We start from the raw sequence: 18,476 nt of genomic DNA, 5'->3' as shown, positions 1-18,476 counted from the left end.
CTCTTGGCCAATGGGGTATTGGCCACACATCCAATAGGGTGGTCGGTATGACGTCAAGCCCCCCGTCGACGCGGGTTCGCAAGATGCCCGAGGAGCGTCGCGCCGAGATCGTCGCAACCGCCGCGCGGATCGCGCTCGAAGAGGGTCTCGAGCGCATAACGCTCCGTCGCGTCGCCGACGAACTCGGCGTGCGCCCCGGACTGATCGGCCACTACTTCCCGGCTGCCGACGACCTGGTGAGCGAGGCGTTCACGCACGCCGCCACCAAGGAACGCGCGGCGCTGCTGCCGGAGGAGGAGGCCGGGCTCGCCCCCGTCGATCGACTCGGCCGCTTTCTCGTGCGCCTGACCGACGGCGAGTTCGTCGACCTCGGCCGACTCTGGCTCAACGCACGCCACGTCAGCCGGTTCAAACCCGGTCTTCGCGCCGCGGTGCGGGCACAGGAGTCGCTCACCCGCGACGCCCTCACCGCGCTCGTCGACGAGGGTGTGCGCTCGGGCGAGTTCACGACGGACGACCCGCTCGGGGTCACCCTGCACATCCTCGTCAACGTGGACGGCCTCGGCGCGTACAGCAACGACGACGTGCCGTTCGACCACCCCGCCCTGCACGACATGTCGATCGGGACGGCCGAGCGCATGCTCGGACTGCCGCCGGGCACGCTGCGCGCTCGTACACGCTGAGACGGCTTCCCGGGGCCTGCCTGTTCCCGGGGCCGGCGTCCGCACGGGGCCGACTTCCGCACGGGCCGGCGCGGCGGCAGTAGCCTGAATACATGACGAAAGTCGCATTTCGGTGCCGGTGCCTACCGCCGAAGACGGCCGTCCTCGGGCTCGCGCTCGTGCTGGCGGTCCTGCTCTTCGCGGCGGCGCCCGCCCACGCGGCGGCCGGCGGCGGCATCGGGACGATCGCCGCGTCGCTGCGCGACGACCCCGTGTACACCGTCCCGGCGGCCGAGGACGTGCTGCCGTCGGCCACCGCCGACGCGTTGCGGACGAAGATCCGGTCCGCCGACAAGCCGATCTTCGTGGTCTCGGTACCGGCCGACTCGCCACTCGCGTCGGCCGGTTCGCCCGCGGCCGTACTGTCGGGCCTGCGTGAGCAGGTGGGCCGACCGGGCGTGTACGCGGTCACCGTGGGTCGCACGTTCGACGCCGCGGCCGACGCGTCGGTGATGTCCCGCGCACGGCTCGCCACCCTCAAGAGCGACGTACTGGCCGCACACCAGGGAGACGGACCGGGCCTGCTGACCGCCTTCGTCGACGGGGCCGCGGCCGACGCGCAGCAGCCGTCGGCACCGGCGCGCGACGACGGCGGCTCGTCGTGGGTCGGCCTCGCCGTGGTCGGGGCCGTGCTCGTCGCCGGAGCCGGCACGATCCTCATGCTGCGCAGGCGGACCCGCACCCGCCGGGCGGCGCAGGCACGGCAGGAACTGGAGCAGGTGCGGCCGGTCGTCGACGAGGACATCACCGCATACGGCGAGACGCTCGATCGGGCCGCCTTCGATCCGGGGGCGGCCGACTCCGACGACGCCATGCGCGAGGAATGGACCAGGGCCCTCGACGCCTACGAACGGGCGAAGTCGGCCATGGCGTCGGCCCGGGAACCCGCGGATGTGCGTGCGGTCAGCGAGGCCCTGGACGACGGACGATTCGCCCTCGCGACCCTGGCGGCCCGACGTACCGGCGCGGCCCTGCCGCAACGCCGACCGCCGTGCTTCTTCGACCCGCGCCACGGTCCGTCCGTGCGCGACATGCGCTGGGCACCGGCGAACGGCGCCGAGCGGGAGGTACCGGTGTGTGCGGCCGACGCGGCCCGCCTGGACGACGGTCTGGACCCGGAGATCCGCGAGGTGGACAGTGCCGGCGGTCGTCGCCCGTACTGGGAGGCCGGTCCCGCCTACGGTCCATGGGCGGCCGGGTGGTACGGCGGCATGTTGCTCCCGGGCCTGCTCATCGGGACCACACTCGGCGCGTCGATGAACCTGGGCTACGCGGCGGAGGCGGGCGCGGCCGGGGCGGGGGACGGTGGATTCGGTGGCCTCGGTGACGGGGGCGGCGGCTTCGGGGGCTGGGGCGGAGACGGCGGTGGCGGTTGGGGCGGTGACGGCGGCGGCTCGTTCTGACCCCGAAGAAGACGACGCCGGCGCCTGTCGTCGGGACCGGGCGCCGGCGCCCGGTTCCCCGCCCGCCCGAAGCCGGGCGCGCGGGGAACCGCGTCCTTCTCAATAATCGATCGTGCTCTGGTACAGGCTCTTCAGCGGACCGTTCGCGGAGGTGTCGTATCCGTCGGCCCTGCGCTGTTGCCAGAACTCGGCGAATGTCGTGGACCGGTGTCGCAGGAACGTGTTCCAGACATTGCCCGGGGCGGCCTCGCCGTAGACGTCGGAGCCCTCGTTCGTGGTGTCGGTGAGGTCGATCAACGCACCGGCCACGCGACCCTCGACCGCGTCACCGTCGTCCCAACCCGACGTGCTCCAGGAGGGAGTCTCCAGGTTCATGGACGCACCGCTCGGCCACCGGTAGTACGGATCCTTGTACACGCTCGCCGGCACCCACTCGGCGAAGCCCTCCACCCACGCGCACCCCGTCGAGGACTTCGCCGAGACACCGTGCGGGCTGCAGTTGGGGATGGGCGGCGCGTTGTCCTCGTAGACGTCGCCCATGATGGCGTGCGTGAGTTCGTGGACCACGGTCATGTGCGAGTCGGGGGCGTCCGCCTTGAGGTGGATCTGCTTGTTCCCGTAGTAGTTGCCGACCGTCGAGTCCGGTGCCCAGTTGAGCACGACCTGCCGGCACGTGGTGTCCAGGCCGTCCCAGCAGGTGTTGCCCGGTACCCACTTCCACGCGTCGTTGAGCGCGTCGAACGCGTGCAGCGCGCGCATCCTGTCGGCCGCGCCGGGCTTGCGGTCGCCGAACGAGGTGGTGCTTCCGTTGGCGACGTTGGAGACCGTGGGCGTGTTGAACGTGAACGCGTTCGTGGTGCCGGTGGCCTGGACGCGCCAGTTCTTGTTGGTGGTGGTGAGCTTGACGTAGACGTCCTGGCCCGAGTTGTTGCTCTCGGCGTTGTCGAAGCACAGTTTGTACTCGCCCTTGGTCCCGGTGAGGCCGGAGGCGAGCCGGTCGTGCGCGTTGCTCGTGTCGGCGTCCCACGCCTCGACGGTCATGTTGACCACCGGCCGGGTGACACCCTTCTCGTCGACGTACAGCCACTTGCCGGTCGCGCAGGCGGTCGGTGCCGCGGCGGCGGCGAGGGCGCGCGGTGCCGGCGGGTCGTCGCCGGCGGGTGCGGCCAGACCGGCCGGGGACAACGACTCGGCCGTCAGGTGCGGTGTCGATTCCTGCGGCGTGACGTCGGGCGAGACCTCGACGGAGTCCGCGTCGGTCGACCGCTGCGCGCCGAAGCTCGACATGCCCGGGGCCGCGCCCACGGTGAGCGGGATCAGGTCCTCGGCGGCGTCCACTCCCGCGCGCAGGTCGGCGGCGGCGCGCACCTTGACCTCCGCGGGACCGGCCGCCTTCGCGACGATCCGTCCCGTGTAGGTGACGGACTGCCCGGCCTTGAACGAACGCACGGTGCCCGCACGGTTGATGCCGCCCAGGTGCACGGGGTTGGGCGAGGGATGCGAGGACAGGGTCAGTCCCACGGGCGGGTCGACCCAGGCGAGGTTGGCGGGCAGATCCGCCTCGACGCGCACACCCTTCGCCGCGATCTGGGCGCTCACCACGAACCGGACGCCGGCGGTCTCGCCGACCGCGAGGGCGTGATCGACGGTGGCGTCCACCGAGAAGCAACCGCGCTCCTCTCCGGCCTCCGGCGCGTCCGGATTCGGGCGGGTGGTGCACGCCTGCGGTCCGGCGGAGCCCTTGGTCGAGCTCCCGTCCAGGGCCGCGAACGCCCCGGCCCCCAATCCGACCTGAATCGCCACGGCGCCGGCGACGACTATCAGCACACGTCGTCTGGACCGTACGGATTTTCGGTTGATCATGGTGGTCGAACCTAGCCACACACGTCGGGCGCCACTATCCGATGTGCGCGAGGGGACCGGGAAGTGCCGGCCTCGGCCGGATCGGGGCTCACGGGTGGCGCCGGGTCGGGAGGCTCGCGGGTGGTGTCGGGGCGCGGTGCGACGACCACGCACGGGGAGGACGGTCGGTGTCCTGCCCCGCGCGGAATCGGTGATCGGGATCCCGGGTGGGGGTTCGCGGCGTGCTGTCCAGGCCGCCGATCGCCACTGCCCGGGATACCCGATGTGGCCCACCGCGTGGATTACGGACGGGGCTCGGCGCTCCCTGCCGAAGTACTACCTCCGGCCAGGCCCCCGAGTCGCCCGCAGCCCGCCCGACCACGCGTGTGGGTGTGTTGCCCGAGACGCCGATCCATGTCGTTCGTCGTCTCTCGGGCAGCCTGTCGCATGTGCCCGGTGGTGCCAAGTGATGCAGCCCCAGGATCGGTTGGCGTCCGGGCCACGACGTCTGGGCCTGCGTCGAGGCGCGTCGGCGGCGCGCACACGGGGACTGCGCGTGCTCGGCGTCTGCTCGGCACGCGCCGACGGGCGGCTGCCTCCCTGCGCCTACTTGACGTAGAGCGCGAAGTAGCCCAGGAGGATGTCGTACGGACACTTCCAGGTCGAGAAGCCCTCACGCTGGTACTGCTGGCCGGCGTCCACACACTTGTTCCGGGTCGTGTAGTAGTCGATGAACAGCCAGCCGGCCGCCGCCTGGGCCGGGGCCGACGCCACCGTCGTCGAGGCCGGTGGGGCCTTCGCCGTCGTCGCCTGGGCCGGGGCGCCGAGCGCCGTCATCGACGCGATGGCGAGTGTCGTGGTCAGCAGTGCGGCACGCTTGCGCATGAGAAATTCCCTCCGGGAATGCGAGTGGAAGAGGCAAAGCGCCCCCGATCCTTGTTCGCAAACTCCGTACCGCGCAAGGCATTTGCCGGCTTTGCGGGGGGCAAACGCCGACCCCTCGGGCCGCCCGGACCACGCGTTTTCGGCCACCCGATGCCCTGCCGCACGCTCTCCGACCACACTCTCCGACCACGCTCTCCGACCTTGATTGCCGAGCACTCCGCCCCGCGAAGTCCGGCCCCGCCGTTACCGGCCGACCCGCTCCCAGCCGCGTCGGGGTTCCGTCGCGCCCGGCGAGCGGGTATCGCGGCTGCGATAGACGACATACGGGCGGAAGAGGTAGCCCAGTGGCGCGCTGAAGGCGTGCACGAGGCGGGTGAACGGGAACAGCGCGAACAGCAGCATCGCGAGCACGACGTGTACCCGGTAGGTGGTCGGTGCCTCGGCCATCAGCTCCGTTCTCGGCCGCAGGTAGGACAGGCTGCGGAACCACGGGGCGATCGTCTCGCGGTAGTTGTGCTCGTGCGGGCCCACCGTGTTCCACAACGTCGCGGCGGTGCCCGCGAGGATGGTGCCGGCGAGGAAGACGTACATCAGCTTGTCGTTGCGGGTGGTGGCCGAGAACACCGGGCCGGTGGTGCGCCGGCGCAGGATCAGCAGCACGATGCCGGCGATTGTCATCAGCGCGGCGACCAGCCCCAGGGCGGTGGCCGCGACGTGGTAGGCGTGTTCGCCGACGCCCACCGCGTCCGTCCACGACTGCGGGATCAACAGGCCCACGACGTGCCCGGCGATCACGAACAGCAGGCCGTAGTGGAACAGCGGGCTGCCGATCCGTAGCAGTCGCGACTCGTACAACTGGGAGGAGCGGGTGGTCCAGCCGAATTTGTCGTAGCGGTGGCGCCAGACGGTCCCGCCGACGAGGACGACCAGGGCCAGATACGGCAGCACCGCCCACAACATGGTGTTCATCGCTCGACCCCGCGCGCTCGATAGCCGTCCAGGCCCACGTCCTCGCGCGGTGGCCCGGTGTGCGCGAGGGCGCGGGCCTGGGCGCGGTCCGCGGGGGAGGCGCCGGGCAGCGTTGCGCACACCGCCTCCAGGACGCCCGCGTACGGGGTCCCCACGTCGAGCAGCGCGAACCGCAACAGCTCGATGCCGGGGCGGTGTTCGCCCAGCAGCGCCTCGCCGGCCGCGGCCGGTCCGGGACCGCCGGTGGCGGCGAACTCCAGCACCGCGGGCAGGAAGTCCGGCAGTTCCTCGCCGGTGAACTCCAGGCCGTGCTCGCGATAGATGCGCTTGAAGGTCACCAGTGCCTCGCCGCGCCGTCGGGTGTCGCCCTCGCGCCACCAACTCAGGTACAGACTCCGCCGGTTGCGCATATCGAAGACGGTCACGTAGTGCGCGGCAAGCTCGGCCGCCGGCCACGCGCACACGTCGTCGAGGAAGGCCGTCAGCAGTGCGCCGGCCGGCCTCGGACCGATCTGTGCCAGCGCGCCGCGCACCAGCGGCACCCGGGAGTGGAAGATCTCGTCCGGGTAGTGCAGGCACAACGCGGCGGCCTGGCGGATCACCGCCGTCGAGTACCGGTCGTCGAGCCGGGCCGACTTGGCCCGGAACCGGTTGGTGAGCGACCTCATCGGTGCGTGCCCCCCTCTTCGCGTTCGGGGAACAGCCCGGCCGGTCGACCGTTGCCGTCCCAGTTGAGCAGGTTCACCCGGGCGCCGGGGCCCGAGGTGTCCGCGGGCCGGTCGGCGGTGCCGCGGTCGCGCAGGGCGTGGAAGTTCTCCACGCTCACCGGTACCGGTCTCCCGGACGCCTCGCCGAAGGGCCCGGATCCGCCCATTCCCGGCCCGCCGTCGAAGTCCAGGCTGCATCCGCCGGGCAGCGCGGATTCCTCCAGGCGGCGGGCGTCGCCGATCGCGGCGGTGGGGATCACGTAGCGCTCGTCGTACTTGGCGATCGCCAACAGGCGGTACAGGTCACGCACTTCCTGCCCGGTAAGACCGGCCAGGGCGGCCACGGCCTCGTCCGGTTCCTCGTCGAGGTTGATCGCCCGCATGTAGGAGCGTATGGCCGCGAGCCGTTCCAGCGCCGCGCGGACCGGCGCGGTGTCGCCGGCGGTGAACAACTCGGCGAGGTACTCGAGCGGGACGCGCAGGGTGTCGATCGCGCCGAAGAGGTTGCCGGCCTCCTCACCGTCGAAGCCGGTCGAGGTCAGCGCGTCGACCACCGGGGACAGGGGCGGGATGTACCAGACCATCGGCATGGTCCGGAACTCCGGGTGCAGGGGCAGGGCGACCCGGTACTCGGCGATCAGCGCGTACACCGGTGAGCGGCGGGCCGCCTCGATCCAGGCGTGGGTGATGCCGGCCTCCTCGGCCGCGCGCCGCACGGCGGGGTCCTCGGGGTCCAGGAACACGCCCAGTTGGGCCCGGTACAGGTCCCTGTCGTCCTCGACGGAGGCCGCCGCCAATACCGCGTCCGCGTCGTAGAGGACGACGCCGAGGTAGCGCAACCGGCCCACGCAGGTCTCCGAGCACACGGTCGGCAGCCCCACCTCGATCCGGGGGTAACACATCGTGCACTTCTCGGCCTTGCCGGTCTTGTGGTTGAAGTAGACCTTCTTGTATGGGCAGGCGGTGACGCACATGCGCCAGCCGCGGCAGTCGTCCTGGTCGACCAGGACGATGCCGTCCTCGCTGCGCTTGTACATCGCGCCGGACGGGCAGGCGGACACGCACGAGGGGTTGAGGCAGTGTTCGCAGATCCTGGGCAGATAGAACATGAAGGTCTGTTCGAACTCGAAGCGGACCTTGTCCGCGACCTTCTCCCGGGTCTTGGCCACCATCGGGTCCAGGTGCCCGAGTTCGGCGGTGCCGCCGAGGTTGTCGTCCCAGTTGGAACTCCAGGTGATCTCCATCGGCTCGCCGCTGAGCAGCGAGCGCGGACGGGCGACCGGGATGTCGTCGCCGAGCGGGGCGTCGGTGAGGTTGCGGTAGTCGTAGGTCCAGGGCTCGTAGTAGTCCGCGATGGTCGGCATTCTCGGGTTGGAGAAGATCCGCGAGAGTCGGTGCAGCCGTCCGCCGGAAGCCAGTTGCAGCCTTCCGCGCCTGTTGCGCCGCCAACCTCCCTGCCACTGCCGTTGGTCCTCGTAGCGGCGCGGGTAGCCCTGGCCGGGGCGGGTCTCGACGTTGTTGAACCACGCGTACTCCACGCCGCCGCGGTTGGTCCAGGTCTGTTTGCAGGTGACCGAGCAGGTGTGGCAGCCGATGCACTTGTCGAGGTTCATCACCATGGCGATCTGGGCCATCACGCGCATCTCAGTACTCCACGTCCTGCGAGCGGCGGCGGATCACGGTGACCTCGTCGCGTTGGTTGCCGGTCGGACCCAGGTAGTTGAAGGCCCAGCTCAGTTGCGCGTATCCGCCGATCAGATGGGTGGGTTTGAGCAGGACGCGGGTGAGCGTGTTGTGGATGCCGCCGCGTTTGCCGGTGCTCTGCGCCTTGGGCACGCCCACGGTGCGATCCTGCGCGTGGTGCATGTAGACGGTGCCGGTGGGCATCCGGTGCGAGACCACCGCGCGGGCGGTGACCACACCGTTGCGGTTGACCGCCTCGATCCAGTCGTTGTCGCGGACCCCGATCGCCCGCGCGTCGGCGGTGCTCAGCCAGATGCCCGGTCCGCCGCGCGAGAGCGAGAGCATGAAGAGGTTGTCCTGGTACTCGGAGTGGATCGACCACTTGTTGTGCGGGGTCAGATAGCGGACCGTCACCTCGCGGTTGCCGTCCGGGCCCAGGCGGGGTTCGCCGAACAGGCGGTGCATGTCCAGCGGCGGCCGGTAGACCGGCAGCGCCTCGCCGAGTTCGTGCATCCAGTCGTGGTCGAGGAAGAAGTGCTGGCGGCCGGTGAGGGTGTGCCAGGGTTTGAGGTGTTCGGTGTTGAGGGTGAACGCGGTGTAGCGACGGCCGCCGGCCTCGCTGCCGGACCACTCCGGCGAGGTGATCACCGGCTCGGGCCGGGCCTGGGTGTCCGCGTAACCGATGCGCTTGCCCTCGTGTTCGGCGGCCAGGTGCGCCATCGGCTGTCCGGTGCGCGCCTCCAGGGTGCGGAATCCTTGAACGGCCAGCCTGCCGTTGGTCGTTCCGGACAGGGTCAGGATCGCGTCGCAGGCCCGTACGGCGGTGTCGACGAGCGGGCGGCCGTCGGCGACCCCGCCGCGCGCGGTGCCGTTGAGCCGGCGCAGGTCCTCGATCTCGGCCCGCACGTCGAAGGTGATGCCCTTGACCGGCAGGCCCAGCGCCTCGGCGAGCGGTCCCAGGGTGGCCATCTTGGCCGCCACCGCGGTGTAGTCGCGCTCGACCACGGTCAGGTTCGGCATGGTCCGGCCCGGCACCGGCGGGCACCGACCGGCGCGCCAGTCCGGCGCGGTCCCGCCGGGTTGGGCGATCTCGCCGGGGGTGTCGTGCTGGAGCGCGGTGGCCACCAGGTCGCGGCGGGTGCCCAGGTGTTCGCGCGCCAGTTCGCTGAAGCGCGCGGCGATCGCGTGGAACGTGTCGAAGTCGGTGCGAGCCTGCCACGGCGGGTCGATCGCGGGGGTGAACGCGTGCACGAAGGGGTGCATGTCGGTGGAGGACAGGTCGTGCTTCTCGTACCAGGTCGCGGCCGGCAGCACCACGTCCGACATCAGCGTCGTGGACGTCATCCGGAAGTCCAGCGACAGCAGCAGGTCGAGCTTGCCCTCCGGGGCCTGTTCGCGCCAACGCACCCCGCGCGGCCGGGAGTTCGGCGGCGCCTGCTCGGCGCGCAGCGAACTGTCGGTGCCCAGCAGGTGTTTGGTGAAGTATTCGGCGCCCTTGGCGGAGGAGCCGAGCAGGTTGGAGCGCCACACGGTGAGCACCCGCGGCCAGTTCCGCGGCGCGTCCGGGTCCTCGCAGGCGAAGCCGAGTCTCCCGTCGCGCAGGGCCTCGACCGTGTGCTCGACGGGGTCGGCGCCGGCGCGGTCGGCCTCGTCGACCAGGTCCAGCGGGTTGCGGTCGAAGGTGGGGTACGAGGGCATCCAGCCCAGCCGGGCCGACATCGCCAGGCAGTCCGCGCCGGTCATCCCGCTCAGGTCGCCCGCGCCCAGCGGCGAGGCCAGCACGTCGGCGGTGAAGCCGTCGTAGCGCCACTGGTCGGTGTTGAGGTACCAGTACGCGGTGCCGATCATCTGCCGCGGCGGCCGGGACCAGTCGTTGGCGCTCGCGAGGGTGGCCCACCCGGTGGCCGGCCGACACTTCTCCTGACCCACGTAGTGCGCCCAGCCGCCACCGTTGCGGCCCTGGCAGCCGGTGAGTTGCAGCAGGGCCAGGAAGGTGCGGTAGATCGTCTCGGAGTGGAACCAGTGGTTGGTGCCGGCGCCCATCAGGATCATGCAGCGGCCCTTGGACCGCTCGGCGGTGTCGGCGAATTCGCGGGCGATCTTGACCGTGCGCGCCGCCGGCACCGAGGTGAGCGTCTCCTGCCACGCGGGTGTGCCCGGTTGGGTCGCGTCGCCGTAGCCGGTGGGCCAGGTGCCCGGCAGGCCCTCGCGAGGCACTCCGTACTGGGCGAGGAGCAGGTCGAACACCGTGGTGACCAGGGGGCCGTCGGGGGTGAGTCGACGGGCCGGTACACCCCGGCGCAGCACCTCGCCGCGCCCTTGGCCGTGGGCGCCGCCCTCGGTGTCGAAGCGGGGCAGCAGCACCTCGACGCCGTGTGCGCGCGGATCCCGGTGCAGGGTCAGTCGCGGGCGGACGCCGGCCAGGTCGAGGTTCCAGTGGCCCTTCCCGGATTCGGTCCAGCGGAAGCCGATCGAGCCGCCGGGGACGACGGGTTCGCCGGTGCGCTCGTCCAGGAGCACGGTCTTCCAGTCCGCGCCCTCGTCCGCCGGGCCGGTCGGCCCGTGCGGGTGTGCGCCCGCCGCGATCGGGTCGGCGAGATCGGCGGCGCGCAGGAACTTGGCGGGGGTGTACGCGCCGGGCTCGTCGGCGCGTTCGGTCAGGGTGACCAGGAACGGCAGGTCGGTGAACTGTTTGACGTAGCCGTCGAAGAAGTCGACCGTCCGGTCGACGAAACACTCCTTGAGGATCACGTGGCCCATCGCCATGGCCAGCGCGGCGTCGGTGCCCGGGTGCGGGTGCAGCCATTCGTCGGCGAACTTCGCGTTGTCCGCGTAGTCCGGCGCGACCACCACCACCTTCTGCCCGCGATAGCGCGCCTCCGCCATCCAGTGCGCGTCGGGCGTACGGGTGACGGGCACGTTGGAGCCCCACATGAACAGGTACGCCGCGTCCCACCAGTCGCCCGACTCGGGCACGTCGGTCTGGTCGCCGAACACCTGCGGCGAGGCCACCGGCAGGTCGGCGTACCAGTCGTAGAAGGACAACATCGGCGCGCCGATCAGGCTCATGAAGCGCGCGCCGGCCGCGTGCGAGACCATCGACATCGCCGGGATCGGCGAGAACCCGGCGACCCGGTCGGGGCCGTGGGTCTTGATGGTGTGCACGTGCGCGGCGGCGACCATCTCGACCGCCTCGTCCCACGTCGCCCGGACCAGACCGCCCCGGCCCCGGGCGCGTTGGTAGCGCCGGCGGCGTTCGGGGTCGCCGACCACGTCGGCCCAGGCCAGGACCGGGTCGCCGAGGCGCTGTAGGGCCTCGCGGTACATCCGGAGGAGCACCCCGCGCACGTAGGGGAAGCGCACCCGGGTGGGGGAGTAGGTGTACCAGGAGAACGCGGCACCGCGCGGGCAGCCGCGCGGTTCGTATTCGGGCCGGTCGGGACCGACCGAGGGATAGTCGGTGGCCTGGGTCTCCCAGGTGATCACGCCGTCCTTGACGTACACCTTCCAGCGACACGAGCCGGTGCAGTTGACGCCGTGGGTGGAGTCGACGACCTTGTCGTGGCTCCATCGCTCGCGGTAGAAGACGTCGCCCTGTCTGCCGCCCCGGCGGTATTGGGTGCGCAGGTCCGGCGAGACCACCGCGTTGCGCCGGAAGAACCGGCCGGTGCGCAGGAGCAGGTCGCTCGCGGGACCGTCCAGGCCGGGTGCCGGGGGCGGGTCGAAGGGCGGCGGGCCGATCGGGAGCGGGTCTGCGGGTGAGGCGTCCGAGGATGACGGGTCTGCGGACGATCGGTCTGCGGGCGGGGGCGAACCGTTGTCCATGACGACCCTTCGAGGCGACTGCTCCGCGTCCTGAATGCGAGTCAATGTCCTATATATAACGGTTCGGTCATCGGATTCGGGTGCATAGCTCACCGTGTCCGGCCACCTGGGCGCAGAACACGCGAAGGGACCATCACACGTGGAGCAGACTCGGCCTGCGGCTCGGGCGAGGGGTGCCCGGGTGCCGCGCGCCGCCTGGGTCAACCTCGCGGTCGCCACCTTCGGCATCCTGATCAACTTCTGGGCCTGGGGCCTGATCAGCCCGCTCGGCCCCACCTACAAGGAAGACCTCGGGCTCAGTTCGTTCCAGCAGTCGTTCCTGGTCGCCGTGCCGGTCCTGGTCGGCGCGCTCGGGCGGATCCCGGCCGGCGCGCTGACCGACCGCTACGGCGCGCGGATGATGGTGCCGGCGATCAGCTTCCTGACCGTGCTGCCGGTGCTTGCCCTGAGCGTGTTCGACTCGTTCGCGATGCTGCTCGTGGTCGGGTTCGTGCTCGGTGTCGGCGGCAGCTTCTTCGCGGTCGGCGTGCCCTACGTCAACGCGTGGTTCCCGCCGGACAAGCGCGGTACCGCGATCGGCGTCTTCGGCATCGGCACCGGCGGCACCGCGATCGCCGCGTTCTTCACGCCCCGGCTGCTGCGCTGGGTGGACGACCCGAACTTCCAGTTCTACCTGGTCGCGTGCGTCCTGATCGGGTACGGCCTGATCGCCGCCCTGGTGGTGCGGGACGCCCCCGGGCGCACCGTGCCCGACCGGTTGTTCGGTCCGCGCTTCACCGCCGCGCTCAAGCAGCCCTCGACGCTGCCGATGGCGCTGCTGTACGCGGTGTCCTTCGGCGGGTTCGTCGCGTTCGGCGTGTACCTGCCCACCTACCTGCGCGAGGTGTACGCGGTGAGCCAGGACTCGGCGTCCACCCGCGCGGCCGGCTTCACCGTGATCGCGGTGTTGTGTCGGCCGATCGGCGGCGCGCTGTCCGACCGGATCGGGCCGGCGAAGGTGCTGATCGGGTCGTACGCGGTGCTCGGCGTGGCGGCCGTGTGGCAGGCGTTCAGCCCGGACCTGATGCCGCAGGGCACGATCGCGTTCCTGGTAATGGCCGGCATGCTCGGCGCGGGCAGCGGCGCGGTGTTCGCGCTGGTCGCCAACCTGACGCCGAAGGACAAGGTCGGCACGGTCACCGGTCTGGTCGGTGCGGCGGGCGGTCTCGGCGGCTTCGTGCCACCGCTGATCATGGGCTCGGTCTACAGCGGGACCGGCTCGTACGCGATCGGCCTGATGCTGCTGTCCGACGCGGCCTTCGCGGCCATGGTGTACTGCGCGGCGCGGCTCCTGGGGCACGATCGTCGACCTGCCGAATCGGCGGAGTCGGCGGAGTCGGCGGAGCCGGGGAAGTCGGCGGAGTGGCGAGCGGGCACGGGGGCCGGGGCCGAGACCCGTTAGGTCCCGGATCCGGCCCGGCGCGCACGGATCGCCGACCGTGCGCCGGCCGGTGGTTCGGCCCGCTCAGCACGCTTCCCGGGCGACGGGGCGCGGACGCGGCGGGTCGGCGTGCGGGTCCCGGGGTTCGGGGCTTGTGCGGGCGCCCGTGCGGGTTGCGCCGATGCCGGCGATCACCACGAAGACGACGCCGGCCGCGGGTACCGGACCGGGTATCTGGTCGAGCACCAGCAGGCCCATCAGGAGCGCGATGGTCGGCTCCAGGCTCATCAGCGTGCCGAAGGCGGACGTGGTGAGCCGGCGCAACGCGAGGAATTCGAGGGTGAACGGCAGTACGGCGCTCATCGCGGCCAGCCCCAGCATGGCCGCGAGCAGGGGCCAGGTCAGGCCACCGAACCCGGTGGGAGCGGCGACGAGGACGGCGAGGAGGCCGGCCACGGACATCGAGACGGCCAGCCCGTTCAGGCCGGTGACCCGATCGCCGATGTGTTGGGTCAGCAGGATGTACGCCGCCCAACAGACCGCGGCGGCCAACGCGAAGCCCACACCGGCGAGATCGGTGCCCGCGTGCCAGGGTTCGGTCAGCAGGAGCACGCCCGCGCCGGCCATGGCCGTCCAGTGCCTGCGTCCACCGCCCGATCCGTACAGGGAGACGGCCAGCGGCCCGAGGAACTCCAGGGCACTCGCGGTGCCGAGTGGCAGGCGCGCCACGGCGAGCATGAAGAAGAGCATCATGCCGCCGCTCACCGCACCGAGCATGACGCACGCCCCCAGGTCCCGGCCGGCGAAGTCGCGGCGGCGCGGGCGCACGAGGACCAGCAGGAGCACGCCGGCCCACGCCAGGCGCAGCCCGGCGGTTCCCAGCGCGCCGAGCCGGTCGATCAGCGGTACCGAGAGCGCCAGCCCGAGCTGGACGGTGGACATGGAGACCACGGCCATCAGGGCTCCGGTCGCCGGGTCCGGCAGGCGCGGCCGGGCGATCGCGAGGCGGGTGCGTGATTGCGGCGTGCTCATGGGATCAAGTAGATGACCTCGGCATTGTTCGTGTCCACGTGCCGATTCGAAACATATCGTTCGTCAATCGTGGACAATGGGGAGGTGGAGACCCGACGGCTGCAGATATTGGTGGAATTGGCCCGGCTGGGATCCATGCGCGCGGTCGCGGACATGTTGGAAACCACCACCTCGACGGTCTCGCAGCAGGTCGCCGCGCTGGCCCGAGACATGGGTGCCGCCCTGATCGAGCCGCAGGGGCGCCGGGTCCGGCTCACTCCGGCGGGGCGTCGGCTGGCCGAACACGCCGTGACCATCCTCGCCGCGGTGGAGGCGGCGCGGCACGACCTCTCGCCCGGCGCGGAGCCCAACGGCACCGTGCGCGTCGCCGGGTTCGCCACCGCCATCCGGACCCGTCTGCTGCCCGTGGTCATCGACCTCGCCGTCGCCCATCCGCGGGTCCGGGTCCTGATCCGCGAGCACGAACCCGCCGAGGCGCTGGAACTCCTGGCGGAGGACGGTACGGACCTTGCGCTCACCTACGACTACAACCTGGCGCCGGCCGCCGAGGACCCGAGCGTGCGGACCACCGCGCTGTGGACCGCCCGATGGGGGCTGGGCGTTCCCGCGCACGCCGACGCCGGCGAGGGGACGACAGCGGAGGTGTTCGCCCGCTTCGACGCCCACTCCTGGATCGTCAACTCCCGCAACACCGCGGACGAGACCGTCATCCGTACGCTCGCCTCGACTGCGGGGTTCACCCCGCACATCACGCACCAGGCCGACAGCCTCGACCTGGTGCAGGGCATGATCGTCGCCGGTCTCGGCGTGGGCCTGCTGCCCATGCACACCGAGCCGTTGCCCGGGGTGCGGCTGGTCCCGCTCGCCGTCCCGGAGGTGGAACAGCGCGTCTTCGCGGTAGCCCGCCACGGCCGGCTGAACTGGCCCCCGCTCGCCCTGGTGACCGATCTCCTCCTGCGGCGGACCGGCGAGGTCGCTGCCGGGGGACCGGGTGAGGTGTCCTCCGGGGGTGCGTGACGCGCCTTCCGGTGGGATGCGACGCCTCTTCCGGCGGCGTGTGACGCCTCTTCCGGTGGACCGCGTGACGTCCGCGCGCCGGCGGCGGCGGGGGCCGGTGCGGCCGTACGGGTGGAATCGCCGGGGCGTGTTCGGGGGCGCGGGGGCCGGGGCCGGGGCGGATGGTGATCTTGGCCGACAAAGTCCCCGCACTCCCGGAAGAGACGTCCCGCCATGCGTCGTGCCCCCGCCTGCCGACTCGCCACCGCCCTGTTCGCCCTCACCGCACTGGTCCCGCTCACCCTGACCGCGCCCGCGGCACAGGCCTCGCGGCCGACGACCGTCGTGGTCGCCGCGGACCCGCACAACGACGACCGTCCCCCGCACCACGGACTCGACCCCGCGCTCGTGGCCCGCCTCGACGAGGCGATCGAGCGCACCCGCCAGGAGGCCGGCGTGCCCGGCGTGACCGTGGGGTTGTGGCTGCCCGGACGCGGCAACTACGTCCGGTCCACCGGCGTGGCCGACAAGGAGACCGGTGCGCCGATGACGCCCGACCTCAACATGCGGATCGGCAGCGAGACCAAGACCTTCACCATCACCGCCCTGCTGGAACTGGTCGACGACGGACTGATCGGGCTGGACGACCCGATCTCCGACTACATCGACGGCGTCCCCGACGGCGAACACATCACCATCCGGCAGATGGCGGAGATGCGCAGCGGCCTGTTCTCGTACACCTTCGACGAGGAGTTCGTGACCACCCTGCTGGGCGACCCGACCCGCCCGTGGACCCCGCAGGAACTGCTGGCGTACGCCTTCCGGCACCCGAACGTCTTCGCTCCGGGTACACAGTTCCAGTACTCCAACACCAACACCGTCCTGCTCGGTCTCGTCGTGGAGAAGCTCGGCGGGATGCCGCTCGCCGAGTTCATCCACCGACGCGTCACCGGCCCGGCCAAGCTGCGCCACACCCTGTTCCCGGAGGGCGCCGAGTTCCCGTCGCCGCACGCGCACGGGTACACCGACCAGACGCTGTCCGGCGAGGTCGTCGACGCGACCGACTGGAACCCGAGTTGGGGCTGGGCGGCGGGCGCGATGATCTCCGACCTGCACGATCTGCGCCGCTGGGCCAAGGTGGTCGCCACCGGCACGCTGCTCTCCCCGGCTACCCAGGCGGAGCGGGAGAAGTTCATCCCGGTACCGAACTTCGACGACGCCGGGTACGGCCTGGGCCTGTTCCGGACCCACGGCTGGGTCGGGCACAACGGCTCGCTGCCAGGCTACGAGAGCGTGACGATGTACCTGCCGGAGCAGGACGCCACCATGGTGATCCTGCTCAACACCGACATCCTGCACGACGGTTCCGAGCCGAGCACGCTCTTCGCCAAGGCGATCACGTCCATCATCACTCCGGACGACGTCTACGATCTGCCGCCTCAGGGCTGATCGCAGCACGGTGCGACGCACCGCACCGCGCCACAGCACACCGCACCGCACCGCACCGTTTTGTTCGCACGGCAGCGTGTGCCGCGAGTCGCCCGGGTCTCCGGGGGGCTCGTGGCCGCGCTGCCGGCCGCGTTTCGACGTCGCACCGCTGTTCGGGCTTTGTCGGCGGCGCGATGGGTCGGTCCTATATCGTGATCCGATATCGGGGTCCGTAATGGATGTGAAGCGCGGTCGGGGAGCGAGCGATGGGGATGTCGGCGGCGTCTGCCGAGGCGGGGGAGCTGAAGCGCCATCTGGGCGTTTTCGACGCCGTGGTGATCGGGCTCGGGTCGATGATCGGCGCCGGCATCTTCGCGGCGCTCGCGCCGGCCGCGGGCGCGGCGGGCTCGGGTCTGCTGCCGGCTCTGGCGCTGGCCGCGGTGGTGGCCTACTGCAACGCCACCTCCTCGGCCCGGCTGGCGGCCCGCTACCCGCAGTCCGGCGGCACGTACGTGTACGGACGCGAGCGCCTCGGCGACTTCTGGGGCTACCTGGCCGGGTGGGGCTTCGTGGTCGGCAAGACCGCCTCGTGCGCGGCCATGGCGCTGACCGTCGGCTCCTACGCGTGGCCGGGCCAGGCGCACGCGGTCGCCGTGGCCGCGGTGGTGGCGCTGACCGCGGTCAACTATGTCGGGGTACAGAAGGCCGCGTGGCTGACCCGGGGGATCGTCGCGGTCGTGCTCGCGGTGCTCGCCGCCGTGGTCACCGCCTGCCTCACCGGCGGTACCGGCGACGGCGCGCACCTGCGGATCGGCGCGGACGCCACGTTCGGCGGAGTGCTCCAGGCGGCCGGTCTGCTGTTCTTCGCGTTCGCCGGGTACGCGCGCATCGCCACCCTCGGCGAGGAGGTCCGCGACCCGAAGCGGACCATCCCCCGGGCGATCCCGACCGCGCTGGGCATCACCCTGGTGGTGTACGCGGCCGTCGCCGCGGCAGTGCTCGCGGTGCTGGGACCCGAGCGCCTCGCGCACACCGCCGACCCGCTCGCCGAGGCCGTACGCGCCGCCGGCGTCCCCGAACTCGCGCCGCTGGTGCGCGTCGGGGCGGTCGTCGCGGCGCTCGGCTCGTTGCTGGCGCTGATCCTGGGCGTCTCCCGCACCACGCTGGCGATGGCCCGCGACCGGCATCTGCCGCACGTCCTGGCCGCCGTACATCCGCGATTCGAGGTGCCGCACCGCGCCGAGCTCGCGGTCGGCGCGGTGGTGGCCGTACTGGCCGGCACGACGGACGTGCGCGGCGCGATCGGGTTCTCCTCGTTCGGCGTGCTGGCCTACTACGCGATCGCCAACGCCAGTGCCTGGACGCTCACTCCGACCGAGGGCCGCCCGCCGCGGGCCGTGCCGATCCTCGGCACGGCCGGTTGCCTGGTGCTGGCCTTCTCGCTCCCCGTGGCCTCGGTGGTGTGGGGGGCCGCGGTGCTCGCGGCGGGCGCCGCCGGCTACGGCCTGCGCAGGAGGTTCGCCGGCGCCTGACGGATCGTCGGGTCGTCGTGGGGGAACCGGCC

13 protein-coding genes are annotated in these 18,476 nt (G+C 71.7%); 6 read left to right on the top strand and 7 right to left on the bottom strand.

Going from position 1 to position 18,476, the window contains the following annotated elements:
* Positions 1-47: 47 nt before the first annotated feature.
* Positions 48-683, top strand: a complete 636-nt coding sequence (locus tag ACIRL2_RS19995; RefSeq protein WP_395860647.1) for a TetR/AcrR family transcriptional regulator — start codon at positions 48-50, stop codon at positions 681-683.
* Between the two features lie 92 nt (positions 684-775).
* A complete protein-coding gene (locus tag ACIRL2_RS19990; RefSeq protein WP_402233736.1) occupies positions 776-2,125 on the top strand; it encodes a hypothetical protein in 1,350 nt (449 codons plus the stop codon).
* Positions 2,126-2,224: 99 nt separating this feature from the next.
* On the opposite strand, the gene ACIRL2_RS19985 is transcribed toward ACIRL2_RS19990, so the two are convergent.
* The 6 genes from ACIRL2_RS19985 to ACIRL2_RS19960 all read right to left on the bottom strand — a co-directional run bounded on the left by ACIRL2_RS19985 (position 2,225) and on the right by ACIRL2_RS19960 (position 12,081).
* Positions 2,225-3,952: a hypothetical protein gene (locus ACIRL2_RS19985; protein WP_402233734.1), complete on the bottom strand. Its 1,728-nt coding sequence runs from the start codon at positions 3,950-3,952 to the stop codon at positions 2,225-2,227.
* A 621-nt stretch (positions 3,953-4,573) separates the two neighbouring features.
* The gene (locus ACIRL2_RS19980; RefSeq protein ID WP_395860643.1) at positions 4,574-4,852 is read right to left on the bottom strand and encodes a hypothetical protein; all 279 of its coding nucleotides are present in this window, start codon (positions 4,850-4,852) and stop codon (positions 4,574-4,576) included.
* 243 nt (positions 4,853-5,095) lie between these two features.
* The gene (narI, locus tag ACIRL2_RS19975) at positions 5,096-5,821 is read right to left on the bottom strand and encodes a respiratory nitrate reductase subunit gamma (RefSeq protein ID WP_395860641.1); all 726 of its coding nucleotides are present in this window, start codon (positions 5,819-5,821) and stop codon (positions 5,096-5,098) included.
* Positions 5,818-6,489 carry a nitrate reductase molybdenum cofactor assembly chaperone gene (narJ, locus tag ACIRL2_RS19970; protein ID WP_402233732.1) on the bottom strand — a complete coding sequence of 224 codons (672 nt, stop codon included), beginning with the start codon at positions 6,487-6,489 and terminating at the stop codon, positions 5,818-5,820. The genes narI and narJ overlap by 4 nt, the downstream gene beginning before the upstream one ends.
* Positions 6,486-8,171 carry a nitrate reductase subunit beta gene (narH, locus tag ACIRL2_RS19965; RefSeq protein WP_395860637.1) on the bottom strand — a complete coding sequence of 562 codons (1,686 nt, stop codon included), beginning with the start codon at positions 8,169-8,171 and terminating at the stop codon, positions 6,486-6,488. The genes narJ and narH overlap by 4 nt, the downstream gene beginning before the upstream one ends.
* Before the next feature lies 1 nt (position 8,172).
* Complete coding sequence (locus ACIRL2_RS19960; RefSeq protein WP_402233730.1) at positions 8,173-12,081, bottom strand: nitrate reductase subunit alpha; 3,909 nt, start codon at positions 12,079-12,081, stop codon at positions 8,173-8,175.
* A 136-nt stretch (positions 12,082-12,217) separates the two neighbouring features.
* Between ACIRL2_RS19960 and ACIRL2_RS19955 the strand changes: the two genes are divergently transcribed.
* Positions 12,218-13,477, top strand: coding sequence for a nitrate/nitrite transporter (locus ACIRL2_RS19955; protein WP_395860633.1), 1,260 nt, complete (start codon positions 12,218-12,220; stop codon positions 13,475-13,477).
* Between the two features lie 63 nt (positions 13,478-13,540).
* Here the strand turns inward: ACIRL2_RS19955 and ACIRL2_RS19950 are convergent, their stop codons facing one another.
* A complete protein-coding gene (locus ACIRL2_RS19950; RefSeq protein ID WP_402233727.1) occupies positions 13,541-14,488 on the bottom strand; it encodes an EamA family transporter in 948 nt (315 codons plus the stop codon).
* Between the two features lie 69 nt (positions 14,489-14,557).
* Between ACIRL2_RS19950 and ACIRL2_RS19945 the strand changes: the two genes are divergently transcribed.
* From ACIRL2_RS19945 to ACIRL2_RS19935, 3 genes are all read left to right on the top strand, one after another.
* The gene (locus ACIRL2_RS19945; RefSeq protein ID WP_402233725.1) at positions 14,558-15,505 is read left to right on the top strand and encodes a LysR family transcriptional regulator; all 948 of its coding nucleotides are present in this window, start codon (positions 14,558-14,560) and stop codon (positions 15,503-15,505) included.
* Positions 15,506-15,718: 213 nt separating this feature from the next.
* Complete coding sequence (locus ACIRL2_RS19940) at positions 15,719-16,933, top strand: serine hydrolase domain-containing protein (protein WP_402233723.1); 1,215 nt, start codon at positions 15,719-15,721, stop codon at positions 16,931-16,933.
* Positions 16,934-17,178: 245 nt separating this feature from the next.
* Positions 17,179-18,444: an APC family permease gene (locus ACIRL2_RS19935; protein WP_402233722.1), complete on the top strand. Its 1,266-nt coding sequence runs from the start codon at positions 17,179-17,181 to the stop codon at positions 18,442-18,444.
* The last annotated feature ends 32 nt before the right edge of the window (positions 18,445-18,476 follow it).

Source organism: Embleya sp. NPDC127516 (assembly GCF_044765325.1).
In the GTDB taxonomy this organism is placed as follows: Bacteria; Actinomycetota; Actinomycetes; order Streptomycetales; family Streptomycetaceae; genus Embleya.
This window is presented reverse-complemented; position numbering and strand designations above follow the sequence as displayed.